This is a genomic window from Bacillus methanolicus PB1 (genome assembly GCF_000262755.1).
In the GTDB taxonomy this organism is placed as follows: Bacteria; Bacillota; Bacilli; order Bacillales; family Cytobacillaceae; genus Bacillus_Z; species Bacillus_Z methanolicus.
The window spans coordinates 356,904-373,943 of sequence record NZ_AFEU01000002.1; the positions used below are offsets into that span (position 1 = coordinate 356,904).

The 17,040-nt window shown below is 42.1% G+C and carries 18 protein-coding genes, 1 tRNA gene, 1 other RNA gene and 1 other annotated feature; of the genes, 5 read left to right on the forward strand and 15 right to left on the reverse strand.

The genetic code is table 11. From position 1 onward, the window contains the following. Nucleotide 1: 1 nt before the first annotated feature. The 3 genes from PB1_RS06855 to PB1_RS06865 are packed head-to-tail and all read right to left on the reverse strand — an operon-like array spanning nucleotide 2 to nucleotide 2,174. Nucleotides 2–1,417: a ThiF family adenylyltransferase gene (locus tag PB1_RS06855; RefSeq protein WP_003351538.1), complete on the reverse strand. Its 1,416-nt coding sequence runs from the start codon at nucleotides 1,415–1,417 to the stop codon at nucleotides 2–4. Between the two features lie 17 nt (nucleotides 1,418–1,434). Continuing rightward, nucleotides 1,435–1,851 (reverse strand): E2/UBC family protein, encoded by a 417-nt coding sequence (locus tag PB1_RS06860; protein ID WP_003351539.1) that lies wholly within the window; start codon nucleotides 1,849–1,851, stop codon nucleotides 1,435–1,437. After that, nucleotides 1,851–2,174, reverse strand: a complete 324-nt coding sequence (locus tag PB1_RS06865) for a multiubiquitin domain-containing protein (protein WP_003351540.1) — start codon at nucleotides 2,172–2,174, stop codon at nucleotides 1,851–1,853. The genes PB1_RS06860 and PB1_RS06865 overlap by 1 nt, the downstream gene beginning before the upstream one ends. A gap of 304 nt (nucleotides 2,175–2,478) precedes the next feature. On the opposite strand from PB1_RS06865, the gene PB1_RS06870 reads away from it, so the two are divergent. After that, nucleotides 2,479–3,630: a helix-turn-helix domain-containing protein gene (locus PB1_RS06870; protein ID WP_003351541.1), complete on the forward strand. Its 1,152-nt coding sequence runs from the start codon at nucleotides 2,479–2,481 to the stop codon at nucleotides 3,628–3,630. 4 nt (nucleotides 3,631–3,634) lie between these two features. Next, nucleotides 3,635–4,162, forward strand: coding sequence for a hypothetical protein (locus PB1_RS06875; RefSeq protein ID WP_003351542.1), 528 nt, complete (start codon nucleotides 3,635–3,637; stop codon nucleotides 4,160–4,162). A 398-nt stretch (nucleotides 4,163–4,560) separates the two neighbouring features. Here PB1_RS06875 and PB1_RS06880 read toward each other — a convergent pair whose 3' ends face one another. The 7 genes from PB1_RS06880 to tadA all read right to left on the reverse strand — a co-directional run bounded on the left by PB1_RS06880 (nucleotide 4,561) and on the right by tadA (nucleotide 8,842). Further along, on the reverse strand, nucleotides 4,561–4,824 hold the full coding sequence (locus tag PB1_RS06880) for a pro-sigmaK processing inhibitor BofA family protein (protein ID WP_003351543.1): 264 nt from the start codon (nucleotides 4,822–4,824) through the stop codon (nucleotides 4,561–4,563). A gap of 86 nt (nucleotides 4,825–4,910) precedes the next feature. Further along, the gene (locus PB1_RS06885) at nucleotides 4,911–5,135 is read right to left on the reverse strand and encodes a YaaL family protein (RefSeq protein WP_003351544.1); all 225 of its coding nucleotides are present in this window, start codon (nucleotides 5,133–5,135) and stop codon (nucleotides 4,911–4,913) included. Between the two features lie 22 nt (nucleotides 5,136–5,157). After that, nucleotides 5,158–5,754, reverse strand: coding sequence for a recombination mediator RecR (recR, locus tag PB1_RS06890; RefSeq protein WP_003351545.1), 597 nt, complete (start codon nucleotides 5,752–5,754; stop codon nucleotides 5,158–5,160). A gap of 15 nt (nucleotides 5,755–5,769) precedes the next feature. After that, complete coding sequence (locus PB1_RS06895) at nucleotides 5,770–6,093, reverse strand: YbaB/EbfC family nucleoid-associated protein (protein WP_003351547.1); 324 nt, start codon at nucleotides 6,091–6,093, stop codon at nucleotides 5,770–5,772. Between the two features lie 15 nt (nucleotides 6,094–6,108). Beyond that, nucleotides 6,109–7,803: a DNA polymerase III subunit gamma/tau gene (gene dnaX / locus PB1_RS06900; RefSeq protein WP_003351548.1), complete on the reverse strand. Its 1,695-nt coding sequence runs from the start codon at nucleotides 7,801–7,803 to the stop codon at nucleotides 6,109–6,111. Between the two features lie 162 nt (nucleotides 7,804–7,965). Beyond that, nucleotides 7,966–8,230: signal recognition particle sRNA large type (gene ffs, locus PB1_RS16920), an RNA gene on the reverse strand. 78 nt (nucleotides 8,231–8,308) lie between these two features. Continuing rightward, nucleotides 8,309–8,842: a tRNA adenosine(34) deaminase TadA gene (gene tadA / locus PB1_RS06905; protein WP_003351549.1), complete on the reverse strand. Its 534-nt coding sequence runs from the start codon at nucleotides 8,840–8,842 to the stop codon at nucleotides 8,309–8,311. 151 nt (nucleotides 8,843–8,993) lie between these two features. Here tadA and PB1_RS06910 point away from each other — a divergent pair, with 151 nt between their 5' ends. From PB1_RS06910 to PB1_RS06920, 3 genes are all read left to right on the forward strand, one after another. Beyond that, nucleotides 8,994–10,283, forward strand: a complete 1,290-nt coding sequence (locus tag PB1_RS06910) for a glycoside hydrolase family 18 protein (protein ID WP_003351550.1) — start codon at nucleotides 8,994–8,996, stop codon at nucleotides 10,281–10,283. 290 nt (nucleotides 10,284–10,573) lie between these two features. Then, nucleotides 10,574–11,233, forward strand: a complete 660-nt coding sequence (locus PB1_RS06915; protein ID WP_003351551.1) for a deoxynucleoside kinase — start codon at nucleotides 10,574–10,576, stop codon at nucleotides 11,231–11,233. Continuing rightward, nucleotides 11,211–11,879 carry a deoxynucleoside kinase gene (locus tag PB1_RS06920; protein ID WP_003351552.1) on the forward strand — a complete coding sequence of 223 codons (669 nt, stop codon included), beginning with the start codon at nucleotides 11,211–11,213 and terminating at the stop codon, nucleotides 11,877–11,879. Before PB1_RS06915 ends, PB1_RS06920 begins: the two co-directional genes overlap by 23 nt. 203 nt (nucleotides 11,880–12,082) lie before the next feature. On the opposite strand, the gene PB1_RS06925 is transcribed toward PB1_RS06920, so the two are convergent. The 5 genes from PB1_RS06925 to PB1_RS06945 all read right to left on the reverse strand — a co-directional run bounded on the left by PB1_RS06925 (nucleotide 12,083) and on the right by PB1_RS06945 (nucleotide 16,932). Then, nucleotides 12,083–12,175 (reverse strand) — tRNA-Ser (locus tag PB1_RS06925). Between the two features lie 172 nt (nucleotides 12,176–12,347). Continuing rightward, nucleotides 12,348–13,631 carry a serine--tRNA ligase gene (gene serS, locus PB1_RS06930; RefSeq protein ID WP_003351553.1) on the reverse strand — a complete coding sequence of 428 codons (1,284 nt, stop codon included), beginning with the start codon at nucleotides 13,629–13,631 and terminating at the stop codon, nucleotides 12,348–12,350. A gap of 83 nt (nucleotides 13,632–13,714) precedes the next feature. Then, nucleotides 13,715–13,933, reverse strand: a binding site (T-box leader). A 57-nt stretch (nucleotides 13,934–13,990) separates the two neighbouring features. Beyond that, nucleotides 13,991–14,581, reverse strand: a complete 591-nt coding sequence (gene pdxT, locus PB1_RS06935) for a pyridoxal 5'-phosphate synthase glutaminase subunit PdxT (protein WP_003351554.1) — start codon at nucleotides 14,579–14,581, stop codon at nucleotides 13,991–13,993. A gap of 11 nt (nucleotides 14,582–14,592) precedes the next feature. Further along, complete coding sequence (gene pdxS / locus PB1_RS06940) at nucleotides 14,593–15,474, reverse strand: pyridoxal 5'-phosphate synthase lyase subunit PdxS (RefSeq protein ID WP_003351555.1); 882 nt, start codon at nucleotides 15,472–15,474, stop codon at nucleotides 14,593–14,595. A gap of 147 nt (nucleotides 15,475–15,621) precedes the next feature. Further along, nucleotides 15,622–16,932 (reverse strand): D-alanyl-D-alanine carboxypeptidase family protein, encoded by a 1,311-nt coding sequence (locus PB1_RS06945; protein WP_162829155.1) that lies wholly within the window; start codon nucleotides 16,930–16,932, stop codon nucleotides 15,622–15,624. Between the last annotated feature and the right edge of the window lie 108 nt (nucleotides 16,933–17,040).

Sequence of the window (17,040 nt, forward strand, 5' to 3'; positions counted from 1 at the left end):
ATCAATGGCTCCTCTCGCTTAAGATCGGCATATTGAGTAACGGTCGTAGATCGCCACGTCCGGTAAATTTCTCTAGAACACGACAAGGCTCCCCTTCCTGTTCCGGTATCAACCGGGTTTGGTTCAGGCTTACACGAAGGGAAGCAATGTCCTCATTCGGATCATCCCTAAAAAGATGAACACGAGCTAGGAAGTCATTGACCGCGAGGCTAGCAACCAATGTATTCACACTGATTACAGCGGGACGGTCTACTTGAACCCCTCGAATATATTTGGAATCGACTTGTTCCCGATATTGCTCCGGGTCTGTCCGGCGAAGGGCACTTGCTCGCAATTCTTCCTCCGTATAAACCCCTCGGCTAAATAAGCTGGAACCATCCGGCTGCAAGTAATGAACCGTACCACACACTTGATCCACCCCTCCTTGACCGTCCGCATCCAAAAAAACACCGAGGTCGAAATACGGGATGGAATAAAACGTACACAACCGGTTGAGAAGATCTCGTCCATCCACGGAATCCATGCAGCCAAAGATCACATCGCATTGAGCCAAACGGCGAACCACCTCTGGATGAAAAAGATCCTTTGGAATAGGGACGACTTTGGTAGGCAGACCTGTTCGATGGATGGCTGCAGCCAATAGATCCACCTTGAGTCGGGCCTCCAACGCATCACTCATCGTTGAATTGTAGATCCGATTGACATTCTTCTCCTCAACGATGTCCCCATCTACTAAAACCAATTCCCCTACACCGAGTCGGAACAACATTTCCACAACAGGGCTTCCTGTTCCGGAAACACCCACAACGCCAATGGATAGACGAGATAGTAACTCGGTGGTTCCTTGTCCGAATGCCTGCGCCGTACGAATCATGAAGTCAGGGATCCCCCTACTTTCTAATGACTCCGTTTGCCAAAATTTCAAATCAGGACCGCCCACGCTGATGGATACAACATCGTTAAATAAACCCTCTCCGTTCACTACTCTTGCGATCATCCGTCCATCTTGAAGCATAATCGCACTGATCCCTGGAAAATCAGTATTTAGCCATCCCGAAAGTCCTTTAAAAAGTTCTTGATCTGACTCATCATCATAGGAGGAAAAACGAGCTAGTCCCGTTGGATGGCTATGGATTTTTAAAATAACTAATTTTTTGCGTTGAGCTTCAGGAAGTATACCGTGTAAAATCTCAGTTGACCAGGTGACTCGGTCTTCCCTACGTACAGAGCAGGCGTCATAGGGGACCGGATAGATCTTATGAATACAAACGGATCGCTGGTAGACCCCATCCTCTGCCCTCCACTCTCCAACACCACATAGGGCGAGGACAACAGCTTCTTTGCCGTCACCCGGAAAAAGATGTTTATAAAGGGCCGCATGCTGACGGCCCGTTAAACGTAATTTAGTGCGATTCATGACGGTAACGACTCCTTTCATGGTTTCCGAAATTCCCGTAACAGCCATTCTTCCACCAACCCGAGATGGGTGGCAACATGATCCACCCCGGGCCGCCATGGGTTTACCCCCGTTCGGTGACGTGACCACCGCTGAAAGGCACGGTGATCAATCGTCATCGTATAATCAGTTGCCCCGATGGGGGTACCGTCTACCCTAGAAAGCGATGGATGAAAATACACCATGTCCAACCCCGCCGTAGGATAATTCGCAGGGATCTGGATAGCAGCTGTGGCGGTACGATGGTTATATCCTTCAGGGATCGGAAAGTCATGAATCAAAAGCCAATGGTTTTGCCCTTCTACCACCGTTTCCCACGGAAGTCCTCGGGAAACAAGATGTTCCTGATCTTCCTCTGGTAGATCGAAGTCGCATCGAAGTTTGTTTAGTTCCATTACACTCCCCCCTCAGTCTGATCGAGCGGAAGCGTCATGAAGCGTTCCATGCCGGGTGTAGTCAAATCCACAATATCCGACAATTCAATCTTTTGGGTGGCTCCACCTTTTAACTTCTGATCCAACCGAAACCGTTCAGGAGGCGTTTTCCCTGCCAGTACAAGAATCTCCCGTCCCGTCATCTCACTTACGTCTACTACATAATAATCCTTATCGATTCGAATCCGGTACCGTTTGCCTTTAGGGGGCTTTTCCCCCTTCTTTGCATATTGCTCCAGATCAATGATGTCATCGATGATTTGTTTGTTTGAATGCTTTTCCATAAAAAATTCAACTCCTCCGTTGCTTGACCGGAGGATATGGTATAATAGTAGATGGTACATACCATATCAACCGGCCTTTCCCATAGGCCAAGACCGCGCGGCATCTAGCACATGCCGCGTTTTTATTTGCATAGATCCTGATTGAAATTGAAGACCATCCTCTCCTCTCTTCTGCCTGAAATACCTACATATACCAGGCTTGGTAATTTGATTATAGATCAAAAAATATTTTTTGTAAAGTATACTTATCATGTATACAAAAACTGAATTTTTGTATATAATAAAAATAAAAAGGGTGGTGCATATGGATCAGAAAATGATTGGTGCCAATCTTCGCCGCATTCGCGAATCAAAAGGATTAAGCCAAGATAAAGTTGCTGAACTCTGTGGGATTTCAAGACCTGCTTATCGGAATATTGAGAGTGGGGAATCAACCCCAAAAGTATCTACTTTACAAAATATCGTGAACGGTCTAGGAATTAATCTTCAAGATTTATTCCAACCGATTCGTACTTTAGAGAAAGTGCGATTTCGTGCCTTAAAAAGAATGAATAGTCGAGACCAAATCTTAACCGAGGTGGCTCGATGGCTGGACGATTTTAATTACTTAGAAAATGTATTAAATAATCATGTGGAATATCGATTTAAGGATTTGGCCAACCAATTGTCTTCCGTTCCTGTAGGACCTTATCGGGCCAAATACGCAGCAGAACAAGCTAGAAAGGCGTTGGATCTATCCGGAAAAGAACCGATCCGCGATATCGCCGGTTTGCTTGAGTCCAGCGGAATTAAACTGTACCCCATAAGTCGCGCATCGGATGGATTCTTCGGGTTGTCCGTTTCCGAGCAAGATGGCGGTCCCGCCGTTGTTGTGAATGTATGGGAACGGATATCCGTAGAACGATGGATTTTTAGCGCGGCGCATGAACTAGGGCATTTACTCCTTCATCTCGAAGCGTATGATGTGGATGAAAGTATAGAAGATATGGAACAAGAGGTAGAAGCGAATATGTTTGCTTCGTATTTCTTGATGCCTGAGAAAGCCTTTGAATCGGAATGGGATGATACTTATGGTTTGGCTTTTGTGGATCGTGTATTGAAGGTGAAACGTATGTTTCAAGTGAGTTACAAAACCGTCCTGTATCGACTTTCTGAGAAAGGAGATAGTTCCGTATGGAGAAAGTTTCAAGGGGCCTATAAAGCAAGGACCGGTAAAACTTTAAGTATAACCGAAGAGCCTGAAGCGCTGCCCCCGAATAAGTTTCAACAATCCATGCCGGAGGTTCTCCGTTCGCAAGAGCCGGATTCTTTATCCTCATCTGATTTTATTGAAGATCGTTTATCCAAGCTAGTTCGTCTCGCGATTGAAAAAGATAAAATTACCTTAAGCCGTGGTGCTGAAATCCTAAGATTAAACCTAGAAGCCATGCGAGAAAGAGTTTCTTCCTGGGAGTAGATGAATGGGGACAAAAAAACAACGTTTTCTCATACTGGATGCAAACATTTTGATCGACTTTTTCAAATGTGACCCAATGATTATAAAATTGATTTGTACCTATGTCGGCCAGATTTATTTGGCGTCACCGGTTTTAAACGAAGTAAAGGAAATCAGTGACAGTGATTGTCTAGAACTTGGCATTACACTCGTCGAACCCGAGCTCGAGCAGATCATGTTGGCCGCTACAGAGAAGAGATGTCCTCTATCTTTCCAGGACCGCTTATGTTTAATTCTTGCCAAAGACAATGGGTGGACATGTGTAACGAATGACAAGCCATTAAGACGAGAATGTGTGAGTGATGGAGTTCCACTCATTTGGGGAATTGAACTGCTTTGTATGCTAGTTGAGTCCGGAGGACTCCCCTTTTTACATACGAAAGAGATTATCCTACGCATCAAGCAGAACAATCCCAAATACATTACCGAGGACATTGTACAAAGAGCCTTTGTAAGGCTAGGAATTGTAAATAACGATGATGAGCCCATGTAATCTTAATCAGTAACATGGAGCTCTTTTTTTATACCTTTTAACTTACCTATAGTTTCCCGTTAGCGTCCCATGCCGCTGAGCGACAATAGATATGGCAAAAATTAAATTAGGGTAGCAAATGAGAAGTTAATTCGCCCCTTATTGCTAAGGGGTCACCGTACCATTTCGGTAAAGTGTACGTATAAACACATTTTGGATATTAGAAAAACCCGATGAGAAGATGCTTGATCAGTATTTCTTTATTAATTTATCAGTGTTGATTTTCATCAAAAAATATCCTCTTCAAAATGTTCGTTTCCATATTTCTACCATACCAAAAAACTTAAAAAGGGTCCCCCCTAAAATTTATACATTCTTATACGTTAAAAAACCGCTGAGTTTAACAGCGGCTATATACCTTATAGTATCCATGTTTGAATTACAACTAACGCGCACAGGCCGGGAATTCCTAGGATTCCGGAAACCGCAGAAGTTGCTAGATTAATCGGAACATATATTCCAAAATGATTCCCGAATGCATTTAAGAAAAATAAAAGGAGCGCCCCTATTAATACTTTAATAAATATTTGCCCGACAAAACGTACAGGTTTCACAGGAGCCCCTGCAAAAAGAAGCAATATGATTAATGCACCCAAAATGGAAATGACAACGATCGGTTCCACTTGCTTCAGATCCCCCTCTTACTTGCAACTTGTACTAAAAATATATGTCTTTAACTGTAAAAAAGACCAAGGAGGAAACTTCTAATCTATTTCCTAACAGAAATCTTTCTTTGCTTTGCCTCTTTAAATAGAAAAAAATACTTGGCTTCAGCAAGTTTTGTATGGCATATGACATCTTCGGAAGGGTCAAAACTTTTTTCCACCAGCGATTTTTGGTTTTCCCACTGTTTTTTTAACTCTTCTAATTGCCAAATAAGCTTTTCATCAAATTCTTTGCGCAGCCATCCTTTTCGTCTTCGCCAAAAAAACATCACGCATTTCCCTCCCGATTAGCTATAGTTCTCTTCGGCCTTCGAGGGCTTTTGATAATGTAACTTCATCTGCATATTCAAGGTCTCCTCCAACAGGAAGTCCGTGCGCGATCCTTGTTATTTTAATCCCGGATGGTTTTAACAATCTTGAAATGTACATCGCAGTTGCTTCTCCTTCAATATTCGGGTTGGTTGCTAGAATGACTTCCTGTACAGTTTCGTCTTGAAGTCTTTTCAGCAAATCCGCAATATTTATATCCTCAGGGCCAATTCCATCCATTGGTGAAATTGCGCCATGAAGTACGTGATAAAGGCCATTAAATTCTTTCATCTTCTCCATTGCAATAACATCTTTCGGGTCCTGAACCACGCAAATTACGGTCCTGTCTCTGCGCTGGTCTTTACAAATATAGCAAGGATCCTCATCGGTAATATGACCGCAAACAGTGCAATATGATAAATTTCGTTTCGCATTTACTAAAGCTTTTGCAAAATCAAGGACTGTATCTTCTTTCATACTCAGTACAAAAAAAGCCAGTCGTGCGGCCGTTTTCGGGCCGATCCCTGGCAATTTCATAAAGCTGTCAATCAGCTTGGATATCGGTTCCGGATAATGCATACTAATAAATTCCTCCTAGAATAATCCCGGAAGGTTTAGTCCCTTTGTAAATTGACCCATTGTTTCATTCGCTAACTCATCTACTTTTTTCAACGCATCATTTACAGCCGCCAATACAAGATCTTCAAGCATTTCAACATCATCAGGATCAACGGCCTCCTGATTGATTTTTACTTCTACAATTTCTTTATGACCGGTTGCAATCACTGTTACCATCCCGCCGCCGGCTGTTCCTTCCACTTTCTTTTCTCCCAATTCTTCTTGAGCTTGTGCCATTTTCTTTTGCATTTTTTGCATTTGTTTCATCATATTTTGCATATTACCCATACCACGCATCATTGTATAACCCTCCATTTAATCTTTTATTTCAATTAGGTCTTCACCAAAAAGCTTTTTTGCTTCGGCGACAATCGGATCTTCCTCTTTCGCTTCCGTACTATCTTCTTTCCCATCTGTATGATGACCTTGCAAAAATTCTTCACGGATTTTAAACCACTGATCTTCAGGTACGCCTACAATTTCAAACCTTTTCCCCGTTAATTCCTGAAGGGACCCTGAGATCGCCTCTAAGAATTTGGCATTTTCCATCGCCATCTGGCAATGGATTTCATATTTAAATTTTATAATAAATGCATGGCTCGACGCAGCAACCGGTTCAGCTTTGTTTAATAATGCTGCCTGGGAACGCATTTGCCTGCTTACCAGAGAATCAAGCATATCTCCCCAGCTGCTTTTTATGACATTAAGATCCGGTTTCGTAGCCTGTTTAAGAATTTCATTAATTCTTCCTACCGGTGCTTTAAAACCTCTGCGCGTGCTTCTTTGCGGTTTATTTTGAACAGCGTTCTGAGTTTCCTGGCCAACGGAAATGCCATTTGTTTTCAGTTGGCGTATTTCATCTTCCAGCTGTTCAATTCGGTTGATTAGCATCTGAACGTCATGTGAAGGCTGATCAGAAGCCGGTTTTTCAAGCTGGCAAAGCTTCACGATCGCAACCTCTAAAAAAATCTTCGGATGGTTTGTCCAGCGCATATCTTGCTGGGCTTTATTTAATGTGTCAATAAGCTCATAAATGATTTCCGAACTCATTTCATTAGCAAGCTGAAGAAAATCTTCATCAATCATGACTCTTTCCAACGATTCTTCAAGGGAAGGCGCTGCCTTATATAACAGCATGTCGCGATAATAGTGGATCAAGTCTTCAATAAATCTCACGGGATCTTTTCCTTGGAAAAGCAATTCTTCTAAAGCTTCCAGTCCGCTGGCCACATCTTTTTCATATATTGCACGGGCAAGTTTATTTAAAAATCCCTGGGATACAGATCCGGTTACCGTTAATGCATCCTCAACTGTGACGCGGTCCCTGCTAAAAGAGATCGCCTGATCAAGCAAACTTAGCGCGTCCCTCATTCCGCCTTCTGCCGCTCTCGCGATGACTTGCAAGGATCCCTCTTCATAGTCCACACCCGTCTGGCCGGCGATTAATTTCATTCTATTCACAATCGCCTTTGCAGTGATTCGTTTAAAATCAAACCGCTGGCATCTTGAAATAATGGTTAGCGGAATTTTATGCGGCTCTGTTGTGGCCAAAATAAAAATAACATGCTTCGGAGGTTCCTCTAAAGTCTTCAATAGCGCATTGAACGCACCAATGGAGAGCATATGCACTTCGTCTACTATGTAAACTTTGTATTTAACAGCACTAGGTGCATATTTAACTTTATCGCGAATATCACGGATTTCTTCTACCCCATTGTTGCTCGCTGCATCAATTTCGATTACATCAGGAATTGAACCATCGGTTATCCCTTTGCAGGCAGGGCATTCATTGCACGGTTCCTGAACAGGAGCCCGTTCACAGTTCACAGCTTTTGCGAGAATTTTTGCTGCACTAGTTTTCCCTGTTCCACGGGGCCCTGAAAAAAGATAAGCGTGCGAAATTTTTTGCTGAAGCAGGGCGTTTTGCAATGTCTTCGTAACATGTTCCTGTCCGACTACGTCAAGAAAAGTCTGTGGACGCCAAACACGATATAAAGCTTGATAACTCAAGTGACACCGCCCCCTTCCATTTTGTATCCTCCCTATTATAACGTAATTATTTTCATTTTTACAAAACGAAAATGCAAATTCATTAGAAAAGTACTTTTATCGATAACAAACGCAAAAAACTCATCCTGTATACAGGATGAGTTGTCGTTTTATGTATAACTGCCGTGCACCTTCCGTCGACTGACACCCATAAGCGTTACTTAAGCAGTTAGCTCGGCCCAAGCAACCCTGCGGCACATGGGAGCGTCCACTTAATGCTGCTTCCTTCCGGACCTGACATGGTTCATGGATTCCCATTGCGCAGGACCCGGACGTCAACACCACTTACTTAAGGCAGGCCCTACAGTATGGCGGCCTAGGGAAGGGATTCAGCCTCGCTGGAGCGGATTGCGAGTTCAGGGCACCGCTACCTCCCCGCTTAGCACGGCAAAGTTGATACCTTATTAAACTGCGCCATATATGACGCATTTATTAGTATACTAATTTTCAAAGGAAAAAGCAATGCTTATTCCTTGTCAATTCCTGTATCTTCAGCCAGCCTGCTGTTTTTCCGCTGTTCTTTCTCTGCCTTTTTCCTCTCACGGACCTTTCGGAAAAAGTCTGTTAGCAGTTGTCCGCATTCTTGTTCAAGAACACCTGCAACCACTTCACTTTGGTGATTAAAACGAGTGTCCTGAAGCAAATTCATAAACGTTCCGGCACAACCGCCCTTTGGATCACTGGCGCCGTATACCACTTTGCTTATTCTCGATTGGATAATGGCACCGGAACACATGGCACAAGGCTCTAACGTTACATACAGCACCGTATTCTCAAGCCTCCATGTACCGAGTGCCTTGCATGCCTGGTCAATTGCTAGAAGCTCGGCGTGGGCAATCGCATTCTGGTTTTTTTCCCGCAAATTATGCGCCCGGGCAATGATTTGGCCATCCAATACAATGACAGCGCCAATAGGCACTTCTTCCATTTTTTCTGCTATTATCGCTTCCTCAATCGCTTTTTTCATAAAATATTCATCTTGTTCACAAATATCGACCATGATTAAATCCCTTCTTGCTTCATTTCATAATGAAAAATGTTTTGTGTACTGTTATTAGCTTTCAAATTTTGAAAATTTATCCTGACTGTTATTTCTTCCTTGACATGCTCATAAGATGATTGTAGCGTTTATTTCTCAAGGAGGGAAGAGAATGCAAATTCATGTAGTCCGGCAGAGTCAGACGTTATTCGAAATTGCCAAAACATACGGAACTACCGTTGATGACCTAATAGAAGCAAACGAAATACCGAACCCAAACAAACTTGTTGTTGGACAGACATTAGTAATCCCAATTATCGGAAGGTTTTACTGGGTGCAGCCTGGAGACAGTCTCTGGTCCATTTCCCGCAGATTTAACATTTCCGTGCAGCAGCTTGCTTCTGTAAACCGAATTTCCCCTAATGAACCGCTGCAAATTGGGTTCCGCCTCTATATCCCCCAAGGCCCTAAAACAAGAGGAGAATTTAACGGGTATGTAGAACCAAGGGGTGCATCTGTTGCACCAGAATTAGAGAACAGTGCAAGGGAAGCGGCGCCTTATTTAACCTATCTGGCTCCATTCAGCTTTCAAGCATTGAGGGACGGATCCCTTAAGGAACCGCTGTTGAACAATTTTCCGGCTATTGCCCGTGCAAATAACAATGTGCTTATGATGGTTATTACAAATCAGGAAAATGACCAATTCAACGATGATTTAGGCCGAATTTTATTAAACAATATCGATATTCAAAACAGGTTTTTAAATAATATCGTCGCAACTGCAAAAAAATACGGATTCCGGGATATTCACTTTGATTTTGAATACTTAAGGCCGGCTGACAAGGAAGCTTACAATCGTTTCCTGCGAAAGGCTCGTGACCGTTTTAATCAGGAAGGCTGGTTAATTTCAACTGCTCTTGCCCCTAAAACAAGTGCCGGACAAAAGGGGCGATGGTATGAAGCACATGATTATAGAGCGCATGGAGAAATTGTCGATTTTGTCGTAATAATGACATATGAATGGGGATATAGCGGAGGCCCGGCGATGGCTGTCTCACCGATCGGCCCTGTCAGAAATGTGCTTGAATATGCCGTCAGTGAGATGCCGTCTTCAAAAATTTTAATGGGGCAAAATTTATATGGCTACGACTGGACTCTGCCTTTTGTAGAAGGCACCGTCGCTAAAGCAGTCAGCCCCCAGCAAGCAATCCAGCTTGCAGCCCGCTACAACGTCCCTATTCAATATGATACAAGAGCACAGGCCCCTTTCTTTCGTTATGTAGATGAAGAAGGAAAGAGGCATGAAGTATGGTTTGAGGACGCCCGTTCCATTCAAGCAAAATTCGATCTAATAAAAGAATTGAGACTAAGAGGAATGAGCTATTGGAAATTGGGGCTGTCGTTTCCGCAAAATTGGCTGCTCATTACAGATAACTTTAATGTCGTAAAAAGGCCGTCTTAAATAGAAATTAAATCTAAGCTGCGAATCTAATTTCGGCAGCTTTTATTTTTTTCCTTTTCCTATTTCATATCCCATCCGCTCCAGAGTGTGTTAAAATGTTTTTTGCGTCATTTAGAACGACAATATAAGAACATTTGTTCTATAACGAAAATGAAAAACTTTTAGTTTCCAAATAATCGTAAATGCACACTTTAATTTATGCGGGAACAAACATCAAGCAACTCACGGTCTTAAATACAATAATCTTTAGAATAGCCCATGGAAGTAAGTAATGAGAAGGGGGACAAACTGTGGGGGGAACGCCATTTATTACTGTTGAAGGGCCGATTGGCGTAGGAAAAACATCTCTTGCAAAAGCGATTTCCGAACATTTTCAGTTCGCATTATTGAAAGAAATCGTTGACGAAAATCCTTTCCTAGGAAAATTTTATGAAAACATAGAGGAATGGAGTTTTCAAACAGAAATGTTTTTTCTCTGCAACCGCTATAAACAGCTGAATGACATTAATGCCCATTATCTCAAGAAAAAGAAACCGGTAGTAGCCGATTACCATATATTTAAGAACCTTATTTTTGCACAACGAACATTAAGCAATCAGGAGTATCAAAAGTATTTGAAGATTTATCAAATCTTAACAGAAGGTATGCCTAAACCAAATGTCATTATTTATTTGCGTGCAAGTCTCGAAACTCTTCTAAAGAGAATAAAAATAAGAGGGCGCGAAATTGAAAAAAATATCAGCCCGTTATATTTAGAGCAATTATCCATTGATTACGAAAATGCCATAAACAGCTTTGAAAAACAAAACCCCGGCATTCCAGTTTTGCAATTCAACGGCGATGAGCTGGATTTTGTAAATAACCCGGACGATTTGAACTATATTATTGAGAAATTATCTGCAACACTAAAAAAAGGAGTCTGCGAACATGGAACTTCGAACGAAATATGATATACCGTCCAATGCGGTCATTACGATAGCCGGAACGGTTGGGGTCGGCAAGTCGACGATGACAAGAGCCTTGGCAAATGCTTTAGGGTTCCGAACCTCTTTTGAAAAAGTAGAAACAAATCCGTATTTAGATAAATTTTACGCTGATTTTAAACGCTGGAGCTTCCATTTACAAATTTACTTTTTGGCGGAACGATTCAAAGAGCAAAAACGAATCTTCGAATACGGAGGCGGATTTGTTCAAGACAGATCCATCTATGAAGATACCGGTATATTTGCAAGGATGCATTATGAAAAAGGAACAATGTCAAAGGTTGATTATGAAACATATAGAAGCTTGTTTGAAGCGATGGTGATGACTCCATACTTTCCCCACCCGGATTTATTAATTTATCTTGAAGGTTCTCTTGATGATATATTAACCCGCATAGAAGAACGTGGCCGGCCGATGGAACAGCAAACACCGGTTGAATATTGGAAAGAAATGTATGAGCGCTATGAAAATTGGATCAACACGTTTAATGCATGCCCTGTTCTCCGCTTAAACATAAACGAATATGATATTATTGAGGACAAAAGTTCGATCGAACCAATTATTGAACGAATATCCTACGTTTTAAAACAGACGCAGCTATATAAAAAATAAGAGCCGCTGTTTTTACGGCGACTCTTTTTCTATGGAAAGGAGGCGGAGCTGCGCCTATTTCTATGTTAGGGTTGGGAGTTTATACTCATGCTCTTTTTTTGTACAAAAAAAGAGGCTTTCTCAAAAGCCTAAGGGTCAGACCCTTATGAGACAGCCTCTTTCATCTCCAATTTTTATGCGCTGTGGTCTTGCAAATTCGATAATGGTGGAGGAAGAGGGATTCGAACCCCCGCGGGCTTTGACACCCCTGTCGGTTTTCAAGACCGATCCCTTCAGCCAGACTTGGGTATTCCTCCATATCGACAACAAACAATATAGCATAATCTTATTAACAAGTCAACAATTATAAAAGATTTTTTGAGGAGGGTCAGACCCCATAACACAGTATATAGGACATAATGTTGGATAAATTCACCATATATTGATAAATGCAGATGAGGCCAGACCCTGATGAGACAGCTCATTTTCTTATTTTTTCGGTTCTATAACTTCCCTGTTGCCCATATAAGGACACAGCACTTCCGGAATGATCACAGTTCCGTCTTCTTGCTGATAGTTTTCCAGAATGGCTGCAACCGTTCTTCCAATCGCAAGCCCTGAACCGTTTAATGTATGCACATGCTCCGGTTTTGCTTTCGGGTCGCGGCGGAAACGAATATTTGCCCGGCGCGCTTGGAACGCCTCAAAATTACTGCAAGAAGAAATTTCACGATACGTATTATAGCTTGGCATCCAAACTTCAATATCATATTTCTTTGCGGCAGTAAATCCTAAATCTCCTGTACACATGCTCATAACACGGTATGGCAAACCGAGCAATTGCAAGACTTTTTCCGCATGAGCTGTCAGTTTTTCCAATTCTTCATAAGAATCTTCAGGTTTTACAAATTTTACGAGCTCTACTTTATTAAATTGATGCTGGCGGATCAAACCGCGTGTATCACGGCCCGCAGAACCCGCTTCAGAACGGAAACATGCACTGAATGCTGCATAATTAATTGGGAGGTCATCCTCATTTAATATCTCATCGCGATGCAAATTCGTTACAGGCACTTCTGCTGTCGGAATTAAGAAATAATCTTCACTTTCAATTAAGAAAGCATCTTCTTCAAATTTAGGAAGCTGGCCTGTTCCTGTCATACTTGCGCGATTGACCAAATATGGCGGAAGAACTTCCTCGTACCCATGTTCTTCTGTATGAAGATCAAGCATAAAGTTAAGCAAAGCTCGCTCCAGGCGGGCACCCAAACCTTTATAAAAAACAAAGCGGCTTCCGGTTACTTTCCCGGCACGCTCAAAATCAAGGATTTCAAGGTGGTCGGCAATCTCCCAGTGAGGTTTCGCTTCAAAATGAAATTCCGGAATTTCTCCCCATTTACGAACTTCTACGTTATCATCTTCTGATTCCCCTACAGGAACACTTTCATGAGGAATATTCGGAATGCTTAATAATAGCTTTTCCAGCGTTTCTTCCACTGTACGAAGTTCATCGTCTAATGCTTTAATCTTATCGCCAACTTCTCTCATCTCTTTAATAAGATGGTCTGCATCCTTTTTTTCTCGTTTAAGAAGTGCAATCTGCTGTGATACTTCATTGCGCTTGCTTTTTAGCTGCTCACTTTCAACGATCAGCTCGCGCCGCTTTTGATCTAGCTCTTCAAACTTGTCTAAATCGGTTAAATCTTCGCCGCGGTGCTGGAGCAATTTTTTTACTTCCGCAAAATTTGCTCTTAAATATTTTAAATCAAGCATATAAAAAACCTCCTTTAAGATGTTTGCTCTAAAGAATCATGACACCAAATTTTTTATGATAAATAAAAAACTCCCGCCCCCAAAAAAGGGACGAGAGTTGCCCGCGTTGCCACCCTAGTTGAAGACATTGCTTTGCCTTCCACTTCTATAGATAACGGCAGAAACCGAAAGTATTTACTAGCCTTATGGCGTTCCATACTTTACTCGAGGATGGATTCACAACTTTCATTCGCCGGTTCACACCAGCCACCGGCTCTCTTCCAGAATTTCAGGTTGCTACTAGTTCCTCTCATTGCTTTAGGTTATAAAATTTCTATTATTTCATAATGTACTACAATTATGAACATGCTGCAACCACTTTATACAGGTTGAGTTTCTTTTGCTTCTTTCACCATATTAATAAAATATTGTGTAAAACGGTTGTCATCTGTCAACTCTGGGTGGAATGAACATCCAAGAAACCGCCCATCCCTTGCTGCTACAATGCGGCCATTGTGCTTGGAAAGAATTTCAACATTTTCCCCGGCTTCCACAATATGAGGGGCTCGAATGAATACAGCTGTAAAATCTTCTGCAACCCCGGCAATATCAAGTTCAGCTTCAAAACTTTCGCGCTGGCGTCCAAAAGAATTGCGCTCAACTACGACATCCATTACTCCAATATGAGACTCGTCATAGCCAACAATTTTTTTGGCTAAAAGAATCAAACCTGCACAAGTTCCGAACATTGGTTTTCCTTGCCGGGCAAATACTTTTAATTCATCCATAAAATCGTACTTGTCAATCAAACGGCGCATGGTCGTGCTTTCTCCACCCGGAAGAATAAGCCCGTCCACTTCAGCCAGCTGCTCTTTTTGCTTAATAACGACTGCTTCGGCGCCGGACTCTTCAATCGAGCGGGCATGTTCACGAACAGCGCCTTGCAAACCTAATACACCAATTTTTATCATTTTCTTACTCCTTACCAGCCTCGTTCTTGCATACGAGCTTCAGGCGCTAATGAAGAAATTTCAATGCCTTTCATCGGTGTTCCTAATCCTTTTGAAAGTTCAGCAATTAACTCATAGTCCTGAAAATGAGTTGTCGCTTCAACAATCGCTCTTGCATATTTGGCTGGATTTTCGGATTTAAAGATACCTGAACCAACGAACACTCCATCCGCGCCAAGCTGCATCATTAAAGCAGCATCAGCAGGAGTCGCAACACCGCCAGCCGCAAAGTTAACAACCGGAAGACGGCCAAGGCGTTTGATTTCTAAAAGGACTTCATAAGGAGCTCCTAAAAGCTTAGCTTCTGTCATAAGCTCGTCCTCATTCATGCCGACAACTTTGCGCACTTGGGCATTTACTTTACGAATATGGCGTACTGCTTCCACAATATTTCCTGTACCGGGTTCCCCTTTTGTCCGAAGCATGGAAGCCCCTTCACCGATGCGGCGTGCTGCTTCACCGAGATCACGGCAGCCGCAAACAAACGGAACAGTGTACTCTTTTTTATTTAAATGAAATTCTTCATCTGCAGGAGTGAGTACTTCACTTTCATCAATGTAGTCAACTCCCATAGCTTCAAGCACACGTGCTTCGACAATATGACCGATGCGTGCTTTTGCCATGACAGGGATGGAAACAGCATTCATTACTTCCTCTACAATGCGCGGATCAGCCATTCTGGCTACACCGCCGGCCGCACGAATATCAGAAGGAACGCGTTCTAATGCCATAACTGCAACAGCACCGGCTTCTTCGGCAATTTTCGCCTGCTCAGCATTCACAACGTCCATAATGACGCCGCCTTTTTGCATTTCTGCCATTCCGCGTTTCACTCGATCTGTACCTGTTTTCATTCTTCTTCCCCCTTATGGTGCCCAACGACTGGGTATTAACATTCCTTATTTCAAAAAAGGAAAATTATACGATATAAATCGGAAATATTCCATAATGAAAATAAACACCAAAAAGGGTCTCCTGTCAAGACCAAGAGACCCTTGTAATTAAAACCAGCCCTTTACTGCAGAGGATACGCTTCCCCATACATCGCCGAAAAATCCGCCGATTCCGCGCATCATTAATACAAACCAGTTTGCTTTTTCAACGGTTTCAGCAGCTTCTACATCGACTTTAATCTTTCCATCTTCTGTTAAAAAGCCTAAATCTTCATTTTTAGACTTTAATGTAAGATAGCCGACTTTTTCACCTTTTTTAATTGGAGCAGTCAATTCGCCATTTTCATTTAATTTTTTCTTATCAATCACTAAAACAGGTTGGTAGTTTGCTTTTTCCCCGTTCTTTATAACCAGCTTAATGGCATCTTTCGTCTGGATGTTAATGTGATCATCTTTCCCTTTAACAACCGGAAGAGTCTTTTTTCCTTTTACCTGATAATGTTTCGGGACAATTTCTTCCTCTGTAAAATTGGCAAAAGCATAATCAAACATTTTTCTTGTTTCATCAAATCGTGCTTTATAACCGCCTTTGCCGCTAGCATCTTTTGCATTCATAACAACGGTAATGAATCGTTTTCCACCACGGCTTGCCGTACCGGTAAAACAATATCCGGCAAAATCAGTCGTACCTGTTTTAAGCCCGTCCACTCCTTCATAACCATACACAAGGCTGGGAAGCATCCAGTTCCAGTTATCCATCTTAATTTCGTCGTCTGTTCCTTCCCTGAACTTTTTAGATGAAGTGCTTGCCGTTTTTAATACTTCAGGGAATTCATTAATTAAATGAAAAGCAAGTTTTGCCGTAGCCCGGGCAGACATAACATTTTCTTCTTCAGCGCCCCCTTCCGGATGCTGGCCTTTTAAATCACGGTTATTTAAACCTGTTGAATTAACAAACTTGTAATCTTTCAATCCAAGTTCATTTGCTTTTTCATTCATCATTTTAACAAAATTCTTTTCAGAACCGGCAATAATTTCCGCAATCGCCACTGTCGCTCCATTCGCGGAATAAATTGTCATTGCTTCATATAATTCACGTACTTTGTATTTGCCGTCGCGCCGTAAAGGAACGTTAGACAAAGCCCTGTCCTGTGAAAGGTTATATACATATTCACTGACGGAGTATTCCTGGTCCCACTTAACCTTACCTTCTTTTATCGCTTCTAGCAAAATATATTCTGTCATCATTTTCGTCATACTGGCAATTCCAAGCACAGTATCAGGGTTTTTTTCGTATAAAATCTTTCCTGTTTTTGCATCTACTAGAATGGCAGCATCTGCATGAATATTTAAAGCATCTTCTGCTGCTGCTTTGTTGTTCCCGGAAAAAATGCCAAAGACCAACAGAGCAGCCATCATGATCGCAACTGTTTTACGATAAAAATATTTGTTCACAGTAATGCCCTCCAACGATTTATTACACTTTCGTTATTTTAACATAACTCGATAATGATGGATAGACATAGT